This is a genomic window from Roseovarius confluentis (genome assembly GCF_002917925.1).
Taxonomy (GTDB): Bacteria; Pseudomonadota; Alphaproteobacteria; order Rhodobacterales; family Rhodobacteraceae; genus Roseovarius; species Roseovarius confluentis.
In genome coordinates this window covers 199,328-216,460 of the sequence record NZ_PPFE01000007.1, presented here as the reverse complement: position 1 = coordinate 216,460, position 17,133 = coordinate 199,328, and the positions used below count along the sequence as shown (strand labels likewise).

The 17,133-nt window shown below is 62.9% G+C and carries 14 protein-coding genes; 7 read left to right on the top strand and 7 right to left on the bottom strand.

The window, feature by feature from the left end; all coding sequences use genetic code 11:
* Positions 1-86: 86 nt before the first annotated feature.
* From C2I35_RS16190 to dctP, 4 genes are all read right to left on the bottom strand, one after another.
* Positions 87-1,229: an NAD(P)/FAD-dependent oxidoreductase gene (locus tag C2I35_RS16190; RefSeq protein ID WP_146050056.1), complete on the bottom strand. Its 1,143-nt coding sequence runs from the start codon at positions 1,227-1,229 to the stop codon at positions 87-89.
* Positions 1,219-2,535 (bottom strand): TRAP transporter large permease, encoded by a 1,317-nt coding sequence (locus tag C2I35_RS16185; RefSeq protein WP_211286164.1) that lies wholly within the window; start codon positions 2,533-2,535, stop codon positions 1,219-1,221. The genes C2I35_RS16190 and C2I35_RS16185 overlap by 11 nt, the downstream gene beginning before the upstream one ends.
* A 3-nt stretch (positions 2,536-2,538) precedes the next feature.
* Positions 2,539-3,054 carry a TRAP transporter small permease subunit gene (locus tag C2I35_RS16180; RefSeq protein ID WP_103764082.1) on the bottom strand — a complete coding sequence of 172 codons (516 nt, stop codon included), beginning with the start codon at positions 3,052-3,054 and terminating at the stop codon, positions 2,539-2,541.
* Positions 3,055-3,128: 74 nt separating this feature from the next.
* Positions 3,129-4,208: a TRAP transporter substrate-binding protein DctP gene (dctP, locus tag C2I35_RS16175; protein WP_103764081.1), complete on the bottom strand. Its 1,080-nt coding sequence runs from the start codon at positions 4,206-4,208 to the stop codon at positions 3,129-3,131.
* A 542-nt stretch (positions 4,209-4,750) separates the two neighbouring features.
* Between dctP and C2I35_RS16170 the strand changes: the two genes are divergently transcribed.
* The 3 genes from C2I35_RS16170 (at position 4,751) to C2I35_RS16160 (ending at position 8,333) form a co-directional block, all read left to right on the top strand.
* Complete coding sequence (locus C2I35_RS16170) at positions 4,751-5,098, top strand: phasin family protein (RefSeq protein ID WP_170067242.1); 348 nt, start codon at positions 4,751-4,753, stop codon at positions 5,096-5,098.
* Positions 5,095-6,846, top strand: coding sequence for a PHA/PHB synthase family protein (locus tag C2I35_RS16165; protein WP_103764079.1), 1,752 nt, complete (start codon positions 5,095-5,097; stop codon positions 6,844-6,846). The genes C2I35_RS16170 and C2I35_RS16165 overlap by 4 nt, the downstream gene beginning before the upstream one ends.
* Before the next feature lie 89 nt (positions 6,847-6,935).
* Positions 6,936-8,333 carry a Do family serine endopeptidase gene (locus tag C2I35_RS16160; RefSeq protein ID WP_170067241.1) on the top strand — a complete coding sequence of 466 codons (1,398 nt, stop codon included), beginning with the start codon at positions 6,936-6,938 and terminating at the stop codon, positions 8,331-8,333.
* On the opposite strand, the gene ftsH is transcribed toward C2I35_RS16160, so the two are convergent.
* The gene (ftsH, locus tag C2I35_RS16155; protein ID WP_103764077.1) at positions 8,330-10,234 is read right to left on the bottom strand and encodes an ATP-dependent zinc metalloprotease FtsH; all 1,905 of its coding nucleotides are present in this window, start codon (positions 10,232-10,234) and stop codon (positions 8,330-8,332) included. The genes C2I35_RS16160 and ftsH overlap by 4 nt on opposite strands.
* Before the next feature lie 101 nt (positions 10,235-10,335).
* Positions 10,336-11,502 (bottom strand): hypothetical protein, encoded by a 1,167-nt coding sequence (locus C2I35_RS16150; protein WP_146050054.1) that lies wholly within the window; start codon positions 11,500-11,502, stop codon positions 10,336-10,338.
* A 46-nt stretch (positions 11,503-11,548) separates the two neighbouring features.
* Between C2I35_RS16150 and C2I35_RS16145 the strand changes: the two genes are divergently transcribed.
* From C2I35_RS16145 to C2I35_RS16135, 3 genes are all read left to right on the top strand, one after another.
* Positions 11,549-12,550, top strand: a complete 1,002-nt coding sequence (locus C2I35_RS16145; RefSeq protein ID WP_103764075.1) for a ribose-phosphate diphosphokinase — start codon at positions 11,549-11,551, stop codon at positions 12,548-12,550.
* 66 nt (positions 12,551-12,616) lie between these two features.
* Positions 12,617-12,895, top strand: a complete 279-nt coding sequence (locus C2I35_RS16140; RefSeq protein WP_103764074.1) for a YMGG-like glycine zipper-containing protein — start codon at positions 12,617-12,619, stop codon at positions 12,893-12,895.
* Between the two features lie 31 nt (positions 12,896-12,926).
* A complete protein-coding gene (locus C2I35_RS16135) occupies positions 12,927-13,556 on the top strand; it encodes an HPF/RaiA family ribosome-associated protein (protein WP_103764073.1) in 630 nt (209 codons plus the stop codon).
* A 63-nt stretch (positions 13,557-13,619) separates the two neighbouring features.
* Here the strand turns inward: C2I35_RS16135 and C2I35_RS16130 are convergent, their stop codons facing one another.
* Complete coding sequence (locus tag C2I35_RS16130; protein ID WP_211286163.1) at positions 13,620-16,277, bottom strand: cation-translocating P-type ATPase; 2,658 nt, start codon at positions 16,275-16,277, stop codon at positions 13,620-13,622.
* 184 nt (positions 16,278-16,461) lie between these two features.
* Between C2I35_RS16130 and C2I35_RS16125 the strand changes: the two genes are divergently transcribed.
* Complete coding sequence (locus C2I35_RS16125; protein ID WP_103764072.1) at positions 16,462-17,112, top strand: BON domain-containing protein; 651 nt, start codon at positions 16,462-16,464, stop codon at positions 17,110-17,112.
* Positions 17,113-17,133: the final 21 nt, after the last annotated feature.

Here is a 17,133-nt window from a genome sequence, read left to right as displayed (position 1 = left end):
CGCCGATGTTGCACGCAAGATCGCCGAGGGCGACCCGGCGGCAGCGGGCGAGGCGTCGGACAAGCTGATCGACTATATCTCCGAGTTCACCCGCGCGACCCTTTGAGGCGCTGCGCGCCGAGCTGGCGGCGGTATTTCCCAACAAAGAGGTCGCGGCCCTTGGCAAGGCGTGTCAGCCTGTCGCCGGGGCCGCGCATGGTGCCGGCCAGCGCCAACGGGCCCGGCAGGGGCAGGTGGCTGGCGCCGAGGCGTGGGCCGACAGGCACGAGCATGGGGGCGTCGCGCCAGGGCCGGTAAGGGGTCAGCACATCGACACGTTTGCCCCCGGCCGCCGCGCGCAGGATCTTCGAAAGGTACGGGCCTTGCCGCAGGATGCCGACGATGGTCATCGCGTCGCCGGTTGCGGCCATGTCACCCCCCGTGAACAGCCCCGGCAGTGCGCCCGGCGCGGGCCGCAGGTATGGGTCGGTCATCACCCGGCCCGCGCTGTCGAGGCGCACCGAGGGCAGGGCGGAGAGAAGATCGGTGCAGGGCATCGCGCCGAGCGCGGGGAGCACGAGGTCTGCCGCGACGTCCTGCCCGTCCGAAAGACCCAGAGGGCCGTCCTGCGCATCCATGCCGGCAGCAATGCCGGGCGCGGAGCGATGCGTGATGACTTTGACTCCCAGCCTGTGCAGCCGGTTCATGAGTGCGCGACCCAGCCTGGCCGGCTGGTCGGGCATCGGAAGCGGGGCGGCGGCGATCAGGGTGACGTGCGCGTCGGGCCGGGCCGTCGCGATTTCGCCCGCGAGTTCGGTGCCGACCGGACCCGCACCGACAATGGCGATATGTCGGGCCTGTGCGATGCGCTCCGCGAGCGTTCTGTGCGCATCGAGGAAAACTTCGAGGTCTTCCGCTGAGGATTTGAAGGGCAGGTTGTAGGAGGAGCCAGTGGCGACAAGGGTGAAGTCGCTCGATATCTCCGTGCCATCTTCGAGGGTTGCGCCTTCGGAATGAAGGGCGGCGACGCGGCCCCGAACAACCCGCCCTTCGCGCAGCAGGCCGTCATATGGGATCGTCGCGGCCGCCAGAAGGTCGGGTTCGACCAATGCGCGGATCATGGCGGGAGCGTGGAGGAAGGCCGGTTTCGGCTCGACCAGGGTGACGTCCATCACCCGGTCGAGCCGGCGGGCCACGTCGCAGCCGACGTAACCGCCGCCGACGACAAGGAGCTTTTGTCTAGAAGCCAAGGACTTTCTCCGGCAGCCAGAGCACCATCTGCGGGAAGGCCATCACCAGCGCCAGCGTGAAGAGCTGAAGGATGATGAAGGGCACGACCCCCTTGAACATGTCGGGCATGGTGATCTCCGGCGGTGCGATGCCGCGCAGGTAGAAGATGGCCGGGGCCATCGGCGGCGACAGGTAGCTGGTTTGTATCACGATCAGGAAGAGGATGCAGAACCAGACCGGGTCGAAGCCGAGCTGCGTGACGATCGGAATGAAGACCGGAAGGAAAATCAAAAGGATCGAGATCCATTCCAGTGCGAAGCCGGCGATGAAGACGATGATCAGGAACACCGCCAGCGTGGCCCAGGGGCTGAGATCGGACGCGGCGATCAGTTCGGTCGTGACGCGTGTGCCGCCGGCCCCGACGAAGACGCCCGAGAACATCGAGCCCGCCAGCAGGATCATCAGGATCATCGACGTGACCTTGACCGTGTTCAGCAGGGCAAGGCGCAGTGTTTTCCAGTTGAGCGTGCGGTAGACCGCCGCCAGGATCACGGCCCCGAAAGCGCCCATCGCCGCCGCCTCGGTTGGGGAGGCGAGGCCGAGCATGATCGAGCCCAGCACCGCGAAGATCATCAGCGCCGCCGGCAGGAAGGCCGTCAGCGTGATCCAGAGGCGCTCGCCCAGCGTCGGCAGGTACTCGTCATCCGAAACCAGCGAGCCGTCCTGCGGACGCAGGTAGCAGCGGCCCATGATGTAGACGACGTAGAGCGTCGCCATGGTCAGGCCGGGGATGATCATGCCGATGAACAGGTCGCCGACCGAGACGTCCGCGATCGGCCCCATGATGATGACCACAACGGAGGGCGGGATGATGGTGCCCAGCGAGCCGCCGGCGCAGATCGTGCCCGAGATGAGCCCCTTGTTATAGCTGTGTTTCATCATGACCGGGATGGCCAGAAGTCCCACCACGGTTTCAGTCGCGCCAATCACGCCGGTTGAGGCGGCGAAGATCACGCACATGAAGATCGTGCCGACCCCCAGCCCGCCGGGCAGGCGGCGGGTCCAGATGTGGACCGCATCGAACAGGCGTTCGGCGATGCCGGATTTTTCCAGCATGGTGCCCATGAAGACGAAGAGCGGCACGGCGGCGAGCACGAAGTTTCCCGCGACCTCGTCGATCTTGTCGATGAACTGGTAAATGACGGTGTCGCCGAAGGTGATGTAGCCGAAAATGGTGGCCACGCCCATCAGCGAAAAGGCGATCGGAAACCCGGTCAGCAGGATCAGCAGCAGAACCGGAAACATCCAGAGTGCGAGATATTCCATGGCTCAGACCTCCTTCGCGTCGGGAGCAAACAGGACCTGGAGGCAGCCGAGCACCTCGGAGATGGCCTGTAGGACCATCGCCACAAAGGCCGTGAAGAACACCAGGTGATAGGGCCAGACGACAGGGTTCCAGGCGCTTTCGCCGGAGCGTTCACCCCATTCGTAGGCCTCGATCGTGTAGTGGTAGAGAGCGAAGCTCAGCCAGATGCCGATCGGCAGGAACAAAAGCAGGTATCCCGCGAGATCGAGAATGGCCTTGAGACGCGGCGAGAAGCGGCAGGCGAGGACGTCGATGCGCACATGCTGGCCGTCGCGCAGAGCGTAGGCAGAGCCCAGCAGGAAGGATGCGCCCATTGCCATGTAGCCGATCTCGTAGGCCCAGATGGTTGGCTGGTTGAAGACGTAGCGCGAGACGACCTCGTAGACCGAGGCGAGGATCAGGGGGACGAGGATGAGGGCCGAGAAATAGCCCAGGACACCACTGATCGCTCCGATGAAGCGGCGAATGGATGTAATCATGTCAGAGTTTCCTGTGGACGGCGTGGCAGCCCCAGACCTCGGCGGGTCGGGGCTGCGGCTGTCCGGTCGGGCGTTCAGTTGGATGAGCCGTCTTGCGGCGGCAGGGCCATCTTGCGATAGCTGTCGGCCTCCGACCAGGTGGACTCGAACTCGCGTTGGGAGGCAAGTACGCGCTCGAACCATTCATTGCCCTCGGCCTGGCGGTCGGCCCATTCCATGCCAAGACGCTTGGCGGCTTCCTTGACTTCATCTTCCAGGACGATGATCTCGTTGCCGTTGTCGCGGTAGAATTCCAACGCCTTGGCGTCCTCGTTTCCAAGGCGCATCCAGCTTTCGAACGTCACCAGTTCCGCGGCCAACCGGACCATTTCCTGGTCCTGTTCCGAGAGCGCTTCCCAAGCGGCGTCGTTGATCACCAGCTCATAAGGCGCGACGGGCTGGTGCACGCCGGGAACCACCACGTACTTGGCGATCTGGTAGAAGCCGGGCGATACGTTTTCATAGAGCGACCCCCACTCGGTGGCGTCGATGGTGCCGCGTTCAAGCGAAGTATAGACCTCGCCACCGGCCATGGTGACGGGCGAGGCACCGAGCTCGCTGGAAATCTCCAGCCACGCCCCGGCGGTGCGCATCTTGAGGCCTTGCAGGTCCTCGAGCGTCGAGACGGGTTTCTTGGAATGCAGGAAAACCTCGGCGGGACGCATGAAGAGCGGCATGGAGACGATGCCAAAGCGATCCTGGCGGAATTCGGTCCAGAGTTCCTGGCCGCCGCCCTGATAGAGCCAGTGCAGCATGCGCTCGCTGTCCATCGACCCGGCAAAACCGCCGAAGAGCACGGTGGTCTTGTCCTTGCCCCAGTCGTACCCCATCCATGTGTGGCCGACCTCGGCCACGCCCCGTTTCACGGTGGTGGACACATCGAGCGCCTTGCCCAGCGTGCCGGCGGGGAACACCTCGATCTCTACGCGGCCTTCGGTCATTTGAGACACGCGCTCGGCGAAGGCTTCGGCGCCCAGTTCCATCAGCGGACCGCCGGTGACAGTGGTGGCCATTTTCCATTCGTGTTCGGCGGCGAGCGCGGCGCTGCTCATCAGAGCGCCGGTCATGCTGGCGGCCAGCGCAACGGTCGCGATGCCTTTCTTTAACGGTGACATTTGATCTCCTCCCTAGCTGGTTTGTTGCAGGCTCTTCCCTTCCAAACCGTCATCCTCCTTAGGAATAGTTGACGGAGATGGACGCTTGTCTGCGCCGGGGAGCTGCATCGAAGACTCGTAAACGACTTTTGATCGACGGTCAATATTCATGTAATAGGCGACTAATATGTCAGTTTAGGAATGACGTTGAAAGCGTCGCAAACTTGGCGAGGATCAAGCTATTGTCAGTGTTGGCTCAAAACGCCAAGCGAAGCGACGGTTTTCGCTGCCAATGTGACTGGGCATTGCGATTCCAACGTGAGGCCTTGCTTCCGATCGGTAATCAAGCCGTGACTGGACTTGTCGCCGAGATCGTATGCTTTGTTTGTCAGCTGAAGAGAGGAGTTCGAAGCGCCTTCGAGACAATTGGAGAAAGAGTAGCTCAGTGCTTCTGAGTTACCTGTAACGGGTCGTTGTTTGCACAACGCAAATCGACGCGTTGACCGCCGTCAATGAAGCTGTGTCCGGCTGTGTTGAACTGGGTGTCCATAGGAGGATTGGACATGACAAAGACATCTAAAACACCCGGCGCGAACGAGGCGCTAGAACGTATGGCCGAAATGGAAATGACTTTCATCAGGCCACTGGGCGCATTTGGGGCGGCGATGGCCGACGCGTGGCTGGATCTTTGCGATGAATGGACAGGGTTCGTGACCGGCCGCCTGCGGCAGGATCTGCGCACGGCGAACGATATGCTTCAATGCCGGAACCCGGCGGATTTGCCCAAGATCCAGTCCGCCTTTTTCCAGAAGGCGCTGGACGAATACCAGGAAGAGGCGAACCGCATGAATACCGTGATTCAGAAAGCCAGCCGCGACATTGCCAGCGGGAACGCGCAAGACGCGGCATGAAACCCGAACAGTTGCCTCAGCTGCATCGCGGCGCGCATGACGTGACGCCCGTCGATGCGCTGGACCGTGCGATGAGTGTCTCTATCGGACGTTTGACCATGGGGGTGTCGCCCATTGCACTCTGGTTGGCGTGGTTCGATTGGGTGGCTCACCTGGCGGCCTCTCCCGGTCGGCAGGTCGAATTGTGGGGAAAGGGCTTACGCAAGGCGCTGCGCCTTCAGTCTTTTCTTATGAACTGCGCCCGGTCGGAGGAGACCGAAGGCTGTATCGACCCGCTGCCGCAGGACCGACGTTTTGTCGGTGAGGCGTGGAAGCAATGGCCGTTCAACCTGTGGTCCCAATCATTTCTGCTGAGCCAGCAATGGTGGCATGCCGCCACGACCGGACCGCTGGGCGTGACGCCTGAAAACGAACGGCAGGTGCAATTCTTCGGTCGGCAGATCCTCGATATGATGGCGCCGACGAATTTCGCGTGGACCAACCCCGAAGTGCTGGAGCGCACCTGGGCGGAGGGGGGCGCGAACCTGTTGCGCGGGGCGACATACCTGGCCGACGATCTGCTTCGGAGCGCAACCGATGCCCCGCCTGCGGGCACCGAAGCCTTTCGACCGGGCCACGAGGTCGCGATCACCGAGGGGGATGTGGTCTATCGCAATCACCTGATCGAATTGATCCGCTATCGCCCCAGTACCGGCGAGGTTCGGCCCGAACCCGTGCTGGTCGTGCCGGCCTGGATCATGAAATACTATATTCTGGACCTGTCGCCAAAAAACTCGTTGATCCGGTGGCTGGTGGCGCAGGGATTCTCGGTGTTCGTCATTTCCTGGCGCAACCCGACGGAGCGGGACCGAGACCTGGCGCTTGACGACTACCGGACGCAGGGCGTGATGGCGGCGATGGATGTGGTCGCGCGGTGGTCCGGGCAGAAGGTGCACGCGACCGGCTATTGCCTTGGCGGGACGCTGCTGGCCATCGCGGCGGCGGCGATGGCGCGGGACGGGGATGACCGGCTGGCGACGCTGTCCTTTTTTGCCGCGCAGACCGATTTCACCGAAGCCGGCGAGATCCAGTTGTACCTGTCGGAGGCGCAGGTGGCCTTTCTGGAGGAAATCATGGCGGAGCGTGGCGTTCTGGAGGCCCGCCAGATGGCGGGGGCGTTCCGGATGTTGCGGTCGAACGACCTGTTGTGGTCGCGAATGGTGACGCATTACTTGCTGGGTCAGCCCGACCCGGTGACCGACTTGATGGCGTGGAATGCCGATGCGACGCGACTTCCCGCGCGGATGCATTCGGAGTATCTTCGCAAGCTCTACCTGAACAACGATCTTTCGGAGGGGCGCCTTAAGGTGGAGGGGCATCCGGTCGTTCTGTCGGACATCCGGGTTCCGATCTGCCTGGTGGGCACAGAGAGGGATCACGTCGCGCCCTGGCGCTCGGTCTACAAGGCGACGCTGGCGGCAGACAGCGAGACGACGTTTATCCTGACGAATGGCGGGCATAATGCCGGGATCATTTCCGAGCCGAACCACCCGAACCGGCATTACCGCTGTGCCACGCGTCCTTCGATGGCCCGGTGGCGCGACCCCGAGAGGTGGTTCGAGGAAACACCGGTCGAGGACGGATCGTGGTGGCCGGCCTGGGCAAGATGGCTGGCAGCCCGTTCAGGCGCGCCCGTCGCCGTGTCGGCGGCGTCACGGGATCTGCCGGTGCTGGCGCCTGCGCCCGGTCGTTATGTTCTGGAAAGGTAAAGTCGCGGACGATTGATTGCCGTCATTGTGAGAAACTGGCTCCGGGCGAGACTGCACCAAGGCGCACGTTCATTCGGGAGGATCGACAAATGCCTGTGCTCTTGAGACCGATCTTTTCGATAGTTCTTGGCGGCGCGTTGTGCGCGGCGTCTCCGGTGATGCCGGAGGTTAGGTTGAGCGCCGACGAGATGGCTGTGACGCCATCGCTGGCGCCAATCGTCGAGAGCGTCGCGCCCGGGGTGGTTTCCATATCCGTGTCATCGCAGGAGAGTCTGGAGAGTCCTGTCTTTACCGATCCTTTCTTCCGGCAGTTCTTCGACTTTCTGCCGCACGACGTGCCGCTGGAACGCTTCGTCGAGGCCAGCGGCTCGGGTGTGATCGTGGACGCCGAGGCGGGACTGGTGCTGACAAATGCGCATGTGCTGGAATACGCCAAGAGTATCACGGTTCACCTGTCCGATGGGCGCGACCTGCGTGCCGAGATCCGCGGGATAGATGAAGAGACGGATATCGCCGCGCTGAGCATCGACGCAGAGAACTTGGAGGGCCTGGTGATAGGGCGGTCGAGGGGTCTGCGCGTGGGCGATTATGTCCTGGCGGTGGGAAACCCGTTTGGTCTGGAAGGGACCGTTACGCTGGGGATCGTGAGCGCATTGGGTCGCACGGGACTTGGAATAGAGGGATACGAGGATTTCATCCAGGTCGATGCAGCAATCAACCCGGGCAATTCGGGCGGTGCGCTGGTGAACCTGCGTGGCGAGCTGGTGGGGATCAACACTGCCATCGCGGGGCCGACCGGGGGGAATGTCGGAATCGGATTTGCCATTCCCATCGACATGGCGATGCAGGTTGCGCTGCAACTGGTGGAGAACGGCCGCGTCGAGCGAGGCCAGATCGGGATCATGATACAGGATCTGGACCCTGACCTGGCGGAGGCCTTCGGGGTTGCGGACACGGGCGGCGTTCTGATCGCCGATATCGTTCCCGGATCACCGGCAGAGGTTGCCGGGCTGAAACCCGGGGACATCGTCGTGGCTGTCGATAATGATCAAGTTGCCGATGCGGCGGAGTTGCGGCTGGCGGTGAGCTTCAAACAACCGGGCGCTACAGTGCGGCTTGGACTGATCCGCGAGGGTAGGCCGCAGAGCATGCGTGTTACGCTTGGGCGCGCGGGCGGTTCCCAAGTCGAAGCGAACAGGGGCGGGCCTTCCGTGCCGGCGACCGGGCGTCTTGATGGCGCGACCCTGAGGTCCGTGCCAGTGGACGAGGGGTCGGGCGGCAGGCGGAGTGGCGTGCTGGTCGAGGATCTCGATGCCGCCAGCCCACTGAGCGCGGCGGGGGTGCGGCCCGGGGATGTCATTGTTGAGGCCGGGGGCAAACCGGTTCACAGCCCGCAAGAGCTGGACAGGCGGGCGCGTCAATCGGACGGGCCGCTGATCTTGCGGATCTATCGCGCGGGGCGCGCGTATTTCACCACTATTGGTTAGGGTTGTCCCGTCGAGCCGTGATTGGTGAGCATTGGACCGGCTTTGCGGGAGACGCTCGTACCGGTGGCGAGGCCTTCGTCGCCGTTGCCGGGCGCAGGGGCGGATGCCGACGTTCGGGAGATCGCCGGAAAATCCTGTGGCGTGATCGTCTCTTTCTCGCAGAGCAGGTCAGCGCCGGACAAGAGGTCTGCGCGGGCTTTTTCAAGCGCGGCGGTCGCCTTTTGGAACGCCGCATCGAGGGCCGCGCGAACGTCGAGGTCCACCTCCCGTGCCGTGGCCTGGGAAAAGTCGCGCGGGCCGGTATCGGCGTCCGGTAACCATCGCAGGCGTTTCTCTTCGAGCGTCACGGGGCCGATCGTCTGTCCCATGCCGAACCGCATGACCATCGAGCGCGCGATGTCGGTGGCCTTGGCCAGGTCGTCTTCCGCGCCGCTGGAAACCTGCCCGAGCACCAGCGCCTCGGCCGCGCGCCCGGCCAGCAGCACTGCCATCCGGTCGCGCAGTTCCCTTTCGGTGATCAGGAACCTGTCTTCTGTCGGGCGCTGCATGGTGTAGCCCAAAGCGCCGATGCTGCGGGGAATGATCGAAACCTTGTGCACCGGGTCGGCCCCCGGCAGGGCCGCGGCGACCAGCGCGTGACCCATTTCGTGAATCGCGACGCGCCATCGCTCGTCGGGGGTGAGCAGCCGGGAATGGCGTTCCGCCCCGGCCACGACCCTTTCAACGGCCTCGGTCATGTCCTGAAGGGTCACGGCCTGCCCGCCGCGCCGGGTGGCGACAATGGCGGCCTCGTTGACGAGGTTTGCGAGATCGGCACCGGTGAAGCCGGGCGTGAGGGCCGCGACGTCATCGAGGCTCAGAGCTGGGTCGACTGTGATCTTGCGAATATGCACCGCGAGGATGTCGCGCCGTCCCTTGCGCTCGGGGCGGTCGACGATGATCTGCCGGTCGAAGCGCCCGGCCCGGGTGAGGGCCGGATCGAGAATTTCCGGTCGGTTGGTCGCCGCCAGCAGGACGATGCCCACGGTCGGATCGAAACCATCCAGTTCGGACAGTAGCTGGTTTAACGTCTGTTCCTTTTCGTCGGCGCCGCCGAAGCCCGAGATCGCGCCGCGCGCCCGGCCAAGCGCGTCGAGCTCGTCTATGAAGATGATGCAGGGAGCGGCCTTGCGGGCCTGTTCGAACAGGTCGCGCACCCGGGCGGCGCCGACGCCGACGAACATTTCCACGAACTCGGAGCCAGAGATCGAGAAGAAAGGCACGCCTGCCTCTCCGGCCACGGCGCGGGCCAGCAGGGTCTTGCCCGTACCAGGCGGCCCGGTCAGCAGGATGCCGCGGGGCACGCGGGCGCCGAGGCGCGCGAAGCGGTCGCGATCGGTCAGGAACGAAACGATCTCCTGTAGCTCGGTTCTGGCCTCGTCAACGCCCGCCACGTCGGCGAAGGTCACGCCGGTGTTGCGCTCGACCCAGACCTTGGCCTTGGACTTACCAACATTGACCAGTCCACCCATGCCCTGCCGTTCGGCAAAACGGCGGAATACGAAGGCCCAGAAGAATACGAGGATCACGGCCGGAGCGATCCAGGACGCAAGCGTCGTCAGCCAATTGGAATCGGATGCGCCGGCGATCTCTACCCCGTATGAGGCGAGCATTGAGGCGAAATCCGGATCGACGCGTGTTGTCACGAAGAGCGTCTTGCCACCCATGCTCTCGGTGAATGCGCCTTCGATCCGGGTTTCGGTCACGGTCACGCGGGCGATGCGGCCCTCTTCGAGGTAGGAAATGAATTGCGAGTAATCCAGTACAATTGTCTGGCTGACGGCGATCCAGGCCTGGAACGCGAAGACCGCGAAGAAGGCGAACAGGATGTAGCCAAGGTTCAGGGCGCGTTCAGACTTCACGGCTTCGTTCCTCCTGTCTTGTTCGCTCGAGGCCGTCGCGCAGGTCTGTCACGCGACTGTATGGGGATGCTGGATACTGTGCGGACGGTCATTTTCGAAGCCTAAGGTGCTTGCCACACAGACGGCGTGTCGTGGACGAAGCGCCGGGCCGCCGAGAGGCATTGCCTGGCTTGTCGGGGCCATTTCTCGGGGGTACGGATATGGCGGTCGAGCAGATGATCGATTGCGAGACGGGCGCGGGTGAGCAGACGGTTCAGGCTGTAGGCATTCATCAGCGCCGGGCTGGGACGGTCGAGCCCCGAGTCCGCGAGCCGGTGCAGCAGTGCGTTACGGATCCAGTGCGTTCCCAGCAGGGAGCAGCCGAGTCCAAGATAGTTGAGTTCCTCGTAGGGATCCGCAAGCCGAAGCCCTCGGTCGAATTCAAGTCGGTCGAAAACGATCGGCGGGTCGCCGAGGTTCACGTGTTCTGGCCGAAGGTCGCCGTGCCCTTCGACGATCAACCCGAGCGCCCCGCGTTTCATGATCTCGGCTCTGCAATTCTCGAGTGCCGAGATTGCCATCTCTGGTAGCGCGGGGTCGTAGGCCTCTCCAATCACGCTCTTTTGGTCAGCGAGGTGGCAGGCGTTGATGGAAGCCTCCCACAGCCATCGAGCCATATATTCTGTTCCGAATTCCGAGGATGGGCTGCTACGCAGGTAGAAGGCAGCCATGACATCGCAGACGCGATGAATCTCTTTCCTGGTTGGAGCCGGGCCGTGCAAAAGGCGATAGTCGAGCATCTGAGCCGCGGGAAGGCGGCGCATTTCCAACAGCCAGTCGACGATAGTGCCGCGTCCATCCAGGGCGAGCTTGCCGTCGACATGACGGGTGATTGGCCGCGTCCGGCGATACATGTCCCCGGCAAGTTCCTGGTTCAAGCGAAACTCCTCTTCGCACGAATGGTGGCGTGACGCGACAGACCGCAGATCGAGAGCGCCTATCCGGATCGATTTCTTCAGCTTCAGGACCGTGTCGCCGCCCATGAACACGAGCGAGGCGTGGGTTTCGATGCACTCTGGAACCGTGCCGGTCGGCCAGTTGGCAGGATCCTGAAGGAAGGCGCTCAAGTCGTTGATCCGCGAACGCACAGAACTGCGACGTGATGGGTGATGGGGCCGGGCAAAGGGCATGGCGTTCTGCATGAGAGCGTGATCAACCCCGAAAGACATGCGGGTCACCAGAGCGATGACCGGCCATTCGAGAATGTGAAACCAGGCAGGTGGTGGCATTGATGACGGTCAATGCTTTGCGATTGCGCATGGGAACCCTTGCGTCATGTTATTTTTCGCTCTCAACGGATCGCAAACCTTGGGCGCGCGGGTGGCCGCCGCCGGTGGCTATGCGGTTGCGGCGCACGAAGAACGCGACTTTCAGGGCGGCGAGCATAAGTCGAGGCCCCTTGTCAGTGTCCGGGGACGGGATGTGTTCGTGCTGCACTCGCTTCACGGCGATGGCGTCGCATCGGCGAACGACAAGCTGGTCCGCTTGTTGTTCTTCCTCGCAACCTGCCGGGAGCATGGGGCGGCGCGCATTACTGCAATCGTGCCGTACCTTGCCTATTCGCGGAAGGACCGGCAGACAAAGCCGCAGGACCCGGTAAGCAGCCGCTATGTTGCGCAGCTTCTGGAAGCGGTGGGTGTCGAACTGGTGATGAAGTTTGAGGTTCACAACCTCGCGGCGTTCCAGAACGCTTTTCGTTGCCGGACGGTTCACCTGGCCACGCAGGATTTCTTTGCGGCGCATATCGCAGCGCAGAATTCGGAGGCGCGCCTGGCGGTCGTGTCACCCGATGCCGGTGGGGTAAAGCGTGCCCAGCTTTTGCGTGAGGCGCTCGAGGCGCGCATCGGCGGGGAGGTATCGTTCGGACTCATGGAAAAGCGCCGCTCGGCCGGAATTGTGTCGGGATCGCTCTTTGCCGGAGAGGTCAAAGACCGCGTCGTACACATTGTCGACGACATGATTTGCGGCGGCGGAACCGTTTTGCGCGCCGCAAGGGCCGTGCGGGATCACGGCGGCCGCAGTATTCATGTCCTTGCCCCTCACGGGCTGCTGGAGGCGCAGACATTTCAGGATTTCTGCGCCTCGGGCGTGATCGACAGCGTGACGGTGACTGACAGCTTGGCGCCGCTTGCCCATCTTCCTGCAGAGCCGCCGGACTGGTTCAGGATTCTGGGCTGCGCGCCCCTGATCGCCGATGCCATTGATGCCGTGCACCGGGGGCAAGAGATCTCTCTGTCCGTCGCCTGCGCGCCGGAGCTTGTTGATAACCGTCAATGACCGGAAAACCGCAAGATGCGAAACAGGAAAGCGCACGAGAAACGTAGTCATTTGGAGGTTCAACGCATGGAGCGCAATTTGAAGACGCTTTTGTTCCTCGCGGGATTTGCGCTGCTGATCGGATGCGAAAACCTGACGGAGCAACAACGGACCGTTGTCGGCGTGACCGCCGGGGCTGCGGCAGGTCTGATCACGGCGGACGCGCTTGGAGCCGATGACGACTGGCGGCTCATCTCGGCGCTGGCCGGAGCTGCGGCGGGCACTCTGGTGGCGCAGAACACGGAAACCGGTAACTGCGCCTACGCACATGGAGATGGCACCTATTACAGGGCGCCCTGCCCATAGGGAGGTCGAAGAGCCAGAAGGTCAGAGGTCTATGCAGATTGACCCGATCATCAGTTATCGCAATCTCGATCCATCGCCGGCTGTGTCCGAGTTGGTGGGTCGCCGTATCACGGTGCTGGAGCGGATCAGCGACCGGGTCACCGGATGCGAGGTCACGCTGGATGCGCCGCAAAAGCGCAAGCCGCACGGGCGGGTGGTCAGGGTCCGTCTGAACCTGCACCTGCCCGGGCTCGATTTCGCGGTGTCGCGGCAAGTTGCGCAGGGCAGCGCGCGCGATGATCTTCTGCTGGCCGTGAACCGGGCTTTCTCGGCAGCCGAAAAGCACCTCAAGCGTCAGAAGAAAAAAATGGGTGGTGTCGACGTCAAGCATCATGCGCCGGTCTTGCACGGCGAGATCACGTCGATAGAGCCGAAGCTGGGCTATGGCTATCTGCGCGCCGATGACGGGCGCGAGGTCTATTTTCAACGTGATGGTTTCACGTCGGATGTTTGGGATGACCTTGGGACAGGCGACCGCCTGCGGTTTCGTGAAGAGCAGGGTGACAAGGGTCTCTTCGCGGTCTCCCTCACAAGGTTGGAAGGAGCGTACAATGACGCATCGGGACTATTATTCCGAACAGATACGCCACGGTGGTATACTGTTATGGGGCAGGGTCAATGACGTGGAACGGGAAACTCTTGCCCGCAAAATCCTGGAGGCACATTCGGGACGGGACGTGCATGTTCACGACTGGAGCACGTGATTCTGGGCCCTCGCGCGGAGTGCGGCTATCGGCATTGCAACGAGCGGGAGGAAACTGGTCCCCAATGCCAGCACCAAGCCCGCACCGCCTGGCGAGGGCAATTCAAGAACGTCCGAGAAGACTGGCACCCAAAGGGCCGTTGCCACGAGACCGAGACAGAGCGTGATCGCGCCCCAGACGAACGGGTTTCGCATCGCGCCACTGTCTACCGGTCCGCGCCTTGGGTCGCCCGCATTGATGACATTCCACAGCTGCGCCAAGGACAGGGTCAGAAATGCGACTGTGGTGGCCTGCGCCGGAGCGAGTGCCAACCAGAAAAGCGCAAGGCCGAACGCGCCTAGCGTCGCCACAGTGATGAGTGTCCCCAGCCATGCCACGCGGCGCCATTGGTGCCGGCCCATGATCGATTCTTTGGCGTGGCGGGGGGGACGTTTCAGAATGTCGGGATCGCCGGGGCCGAGCCCGAGTGCGAAGGCTGGGAATACGTCCGTTACGAGGTTCAGGAAGAGGATCTGCAAAGGCGTCAGTGGGGCGGGCAAGCCTGCAGCCACGGCGATGCCGACGACGAGCACTTCGGAAAGGTTGCACGACATCAGGTAGACGACGAATTTCCGGATGTTGTCGAAGATCGCGCGGCCTTCGCGGACCGCGGTCACGATTGTGGCGAAAGAATCGTCGCGCAGGACCATCTCGGCGGCTTCACGGGCGACCTGGGTACCGCGATGGCCCATGGCGATGCCGATATCGGCCTTGCGCAGGGCCGGTGCATCGTTGACGCCATCCCCGGTCATAGCGACGATCTGGCCCGATTTCTGGAGGAACGTGGCGAGCGCCAGCTTGCCGGACGGTGAAACGCGGGCGAAGACGTTGGTCTGTAACAGACGTTGGGCAGTGGTCGGATCGACACGCGCAGGGTCGAGCGTGGCGAGGTCGAGGTCATCCGGCATCGCGGCACGGCCCGGATCGATCCCGGCGTCGCGCGCAATGCGCAGGGCCGTGGCGGCGTGGTCGCCGGTGACCATGACGACGCGGATACCGGCCGTTTTGCAGGCCGCGATGGCGGCGGGCACCTCATGCCGCATCGGATCGGCAAACGCCACAATCGCGATCAGCATTAGATCGGCATAGGGGTGTTCGTTCGATGCGTCGCGGCTTTTCATGGCCAGGGCGAGGCAGCGCAGACCTTCGGCGGCGGCGGCGCTGCTCTTGTTCTGCCAGGCATGTCGCGCGGCGGCGTCCAGTGGAAGTGTCACAGAGTCTGACAGAACATGTGTGCATCTGGCGAGTACGGCTTCTGGGGCACCCTTGACCGAGAAAAGAAATCGCCCTTCGAATTCGTGAATCTGCGCCATCATGCGATGGTCAGGATCGAACGCGTGCTCCGCGACGACGCGATAACCTGCGAGGTCCAAATTGGCCCGGGCCGCAACGTCGAGAAGAGCTAGTTCCATCGGGTCTCCGGTGCCTTCGCTTTGCAGCGGGCCGCCGCGATCCGCGCTATTGCACAAGGCGCCAATCCGCAGGGCCCATAGAAGAGCTGGCGACTGGCCGGTGTCGAGCGGACCTTCGGCTGTGACTTCCTGCGTTTCGCCCGAGAGCAGGTAGCGGGTGACGCTCATGCGATTTTCGGTCAGTGTGCCGGTCTTGTCGGTCAGGATCACCGTTGTCGCGCCAAGGGTTTCCACGGACGACAGGCGCCGGATCAGGGCGTTGTGGGTCGCCATCCGCCACATGCCGCGCGCAAGGCAGAGGGTCGCGACAACAGGCAAGCCCTCGGGTATCGCGGCGACCGCGAGCGCGATGCCGGTCTGGATGAGTTCTGTTACCGGATATCCGCGTACGTAGCCGGCCCCGACGGTGACACCGCAGAGCGCGATCATCAGCCCGACAAGTTTCTGCCCGAGGCGGTTGAGCTGGCTTTCAAGCGGCGTAGATTCCGGTTCGGCCGCTTGAACCAAGGCGCTGATATGCCCTACCTCGGTCTGCATGCCGGTGCCGGTGACCACGGCCTCGGCCAGGCCGCGGGTGACGGCACTGCCCTTGAAGAGCATACCGATGCGCTCGCCGAGAATGCTGTCGATTTCGACAGCCTCGGTGGATTTGGCGACTGCGATCGATTCACCCGTCAGGACGGATTCATCGCATTCCAGCCCAGTGGCTTTGATCACGCGCAGATCGGCAGTGATGACGTCGCCCGCCTCGATGATGACGATGTCGCCGGGGACGAGATCGCGGGCATCGGCCATGAAGACGTGGCCGTCGCGGCGGATGCGGGTGTGGGTGTCGGCGATATGTCTAAGCGCTTCCATCGATCGGGCGGCGCGCCGCTCGGTGAAGACGCCGATGAGGACGTTCAGAACCAGTACGATGAGGATCGCGGTAGCCTCGGCGGTGTCGCCGATCGAAAATGCGAAGGCGCTTGCGGCCACCAAAAGCCAGAAGATGAATCCGCGGACCTGGTGAAACAGGATGGAGAGCGTGCTGCGCGGTTTAATCTGGCGCAGGTGGTTAGGGCCGTGGCGAGCAAGCCGCTTTTGCGCCTCGTGGCAGCTTAGTCCCAGTTCGGCGTCGGTATCGAGCATTTGCAGGACTTCGGCGACCGAATGCGCATGCGGCACGTCGATGAACTCAGGCTTCAATTCCGGTCTCCTTCAGCAGCGGTCGGGAGCAGGTTAGGGGATTGGACTGGGCTGGTCTTGTTGACCGTCAATAGTGTGCCACGATGCCTGCCGCCCGTTGTCGGCGGTCAATGTGGCGGCATGGCGTGGACGTCATTCTTCTTCCATTGACACGGAATCAGTGTCGCATTCAGGAGAAAAGAAAATGAAGGACAAGGATCTCAGACAGGATGTCGTCGACGAACTGGAATTCGAGCCAAGCATTGACGCGGCCGACATCGGTGTTGCGGTGGAGGATGGAACGGTCACGCTGACCGGTCACGTGCCAAGCTATGCTCAAAAACGCATGGCGGAGAACATCGTGAAACGGGTCAAGGGCGTACGGGCCATCGCGCAAGAAATCGAGGTACGGCCAGTTGGGTCGCATATCACGGCCGACGACGAGATCGCGCATCGCGCGGCAAATTCGCTTCGCTGGAACAGTTCTGTCCCCAAGGATGCTGTGCAGGTGAAGGTCGAGAAAGGCCTCGTGACCCTGAGCGGCAAGGTGAAGTGGTATTTTGAAAAGCTTGCTGCGGAAAAGGCCGTTCGGGACCTGACCGGCGTCAAGAGCGTATCGAACCTGATACAGATTGCCCCGAGCGTCAGCCCGACCGACGTTCGTCAACGCATCGAGAACGCGTTGCGGCGAGATGCCGAGCTGGAGGCCAAGGGAATCAACGTGAAAGTCGATGACCGCAAGGTCACGCTGGACGGCAAGGTGCGCACTTGGTCGGAACGCGATGCGGCAGAAAGGGCGGCCTGGGCCGCACCGGGCGTGACCAGCGTTGTCGATCACATTTCAATCGGCGCCTGACAAGACCACATGCCGGGCCGA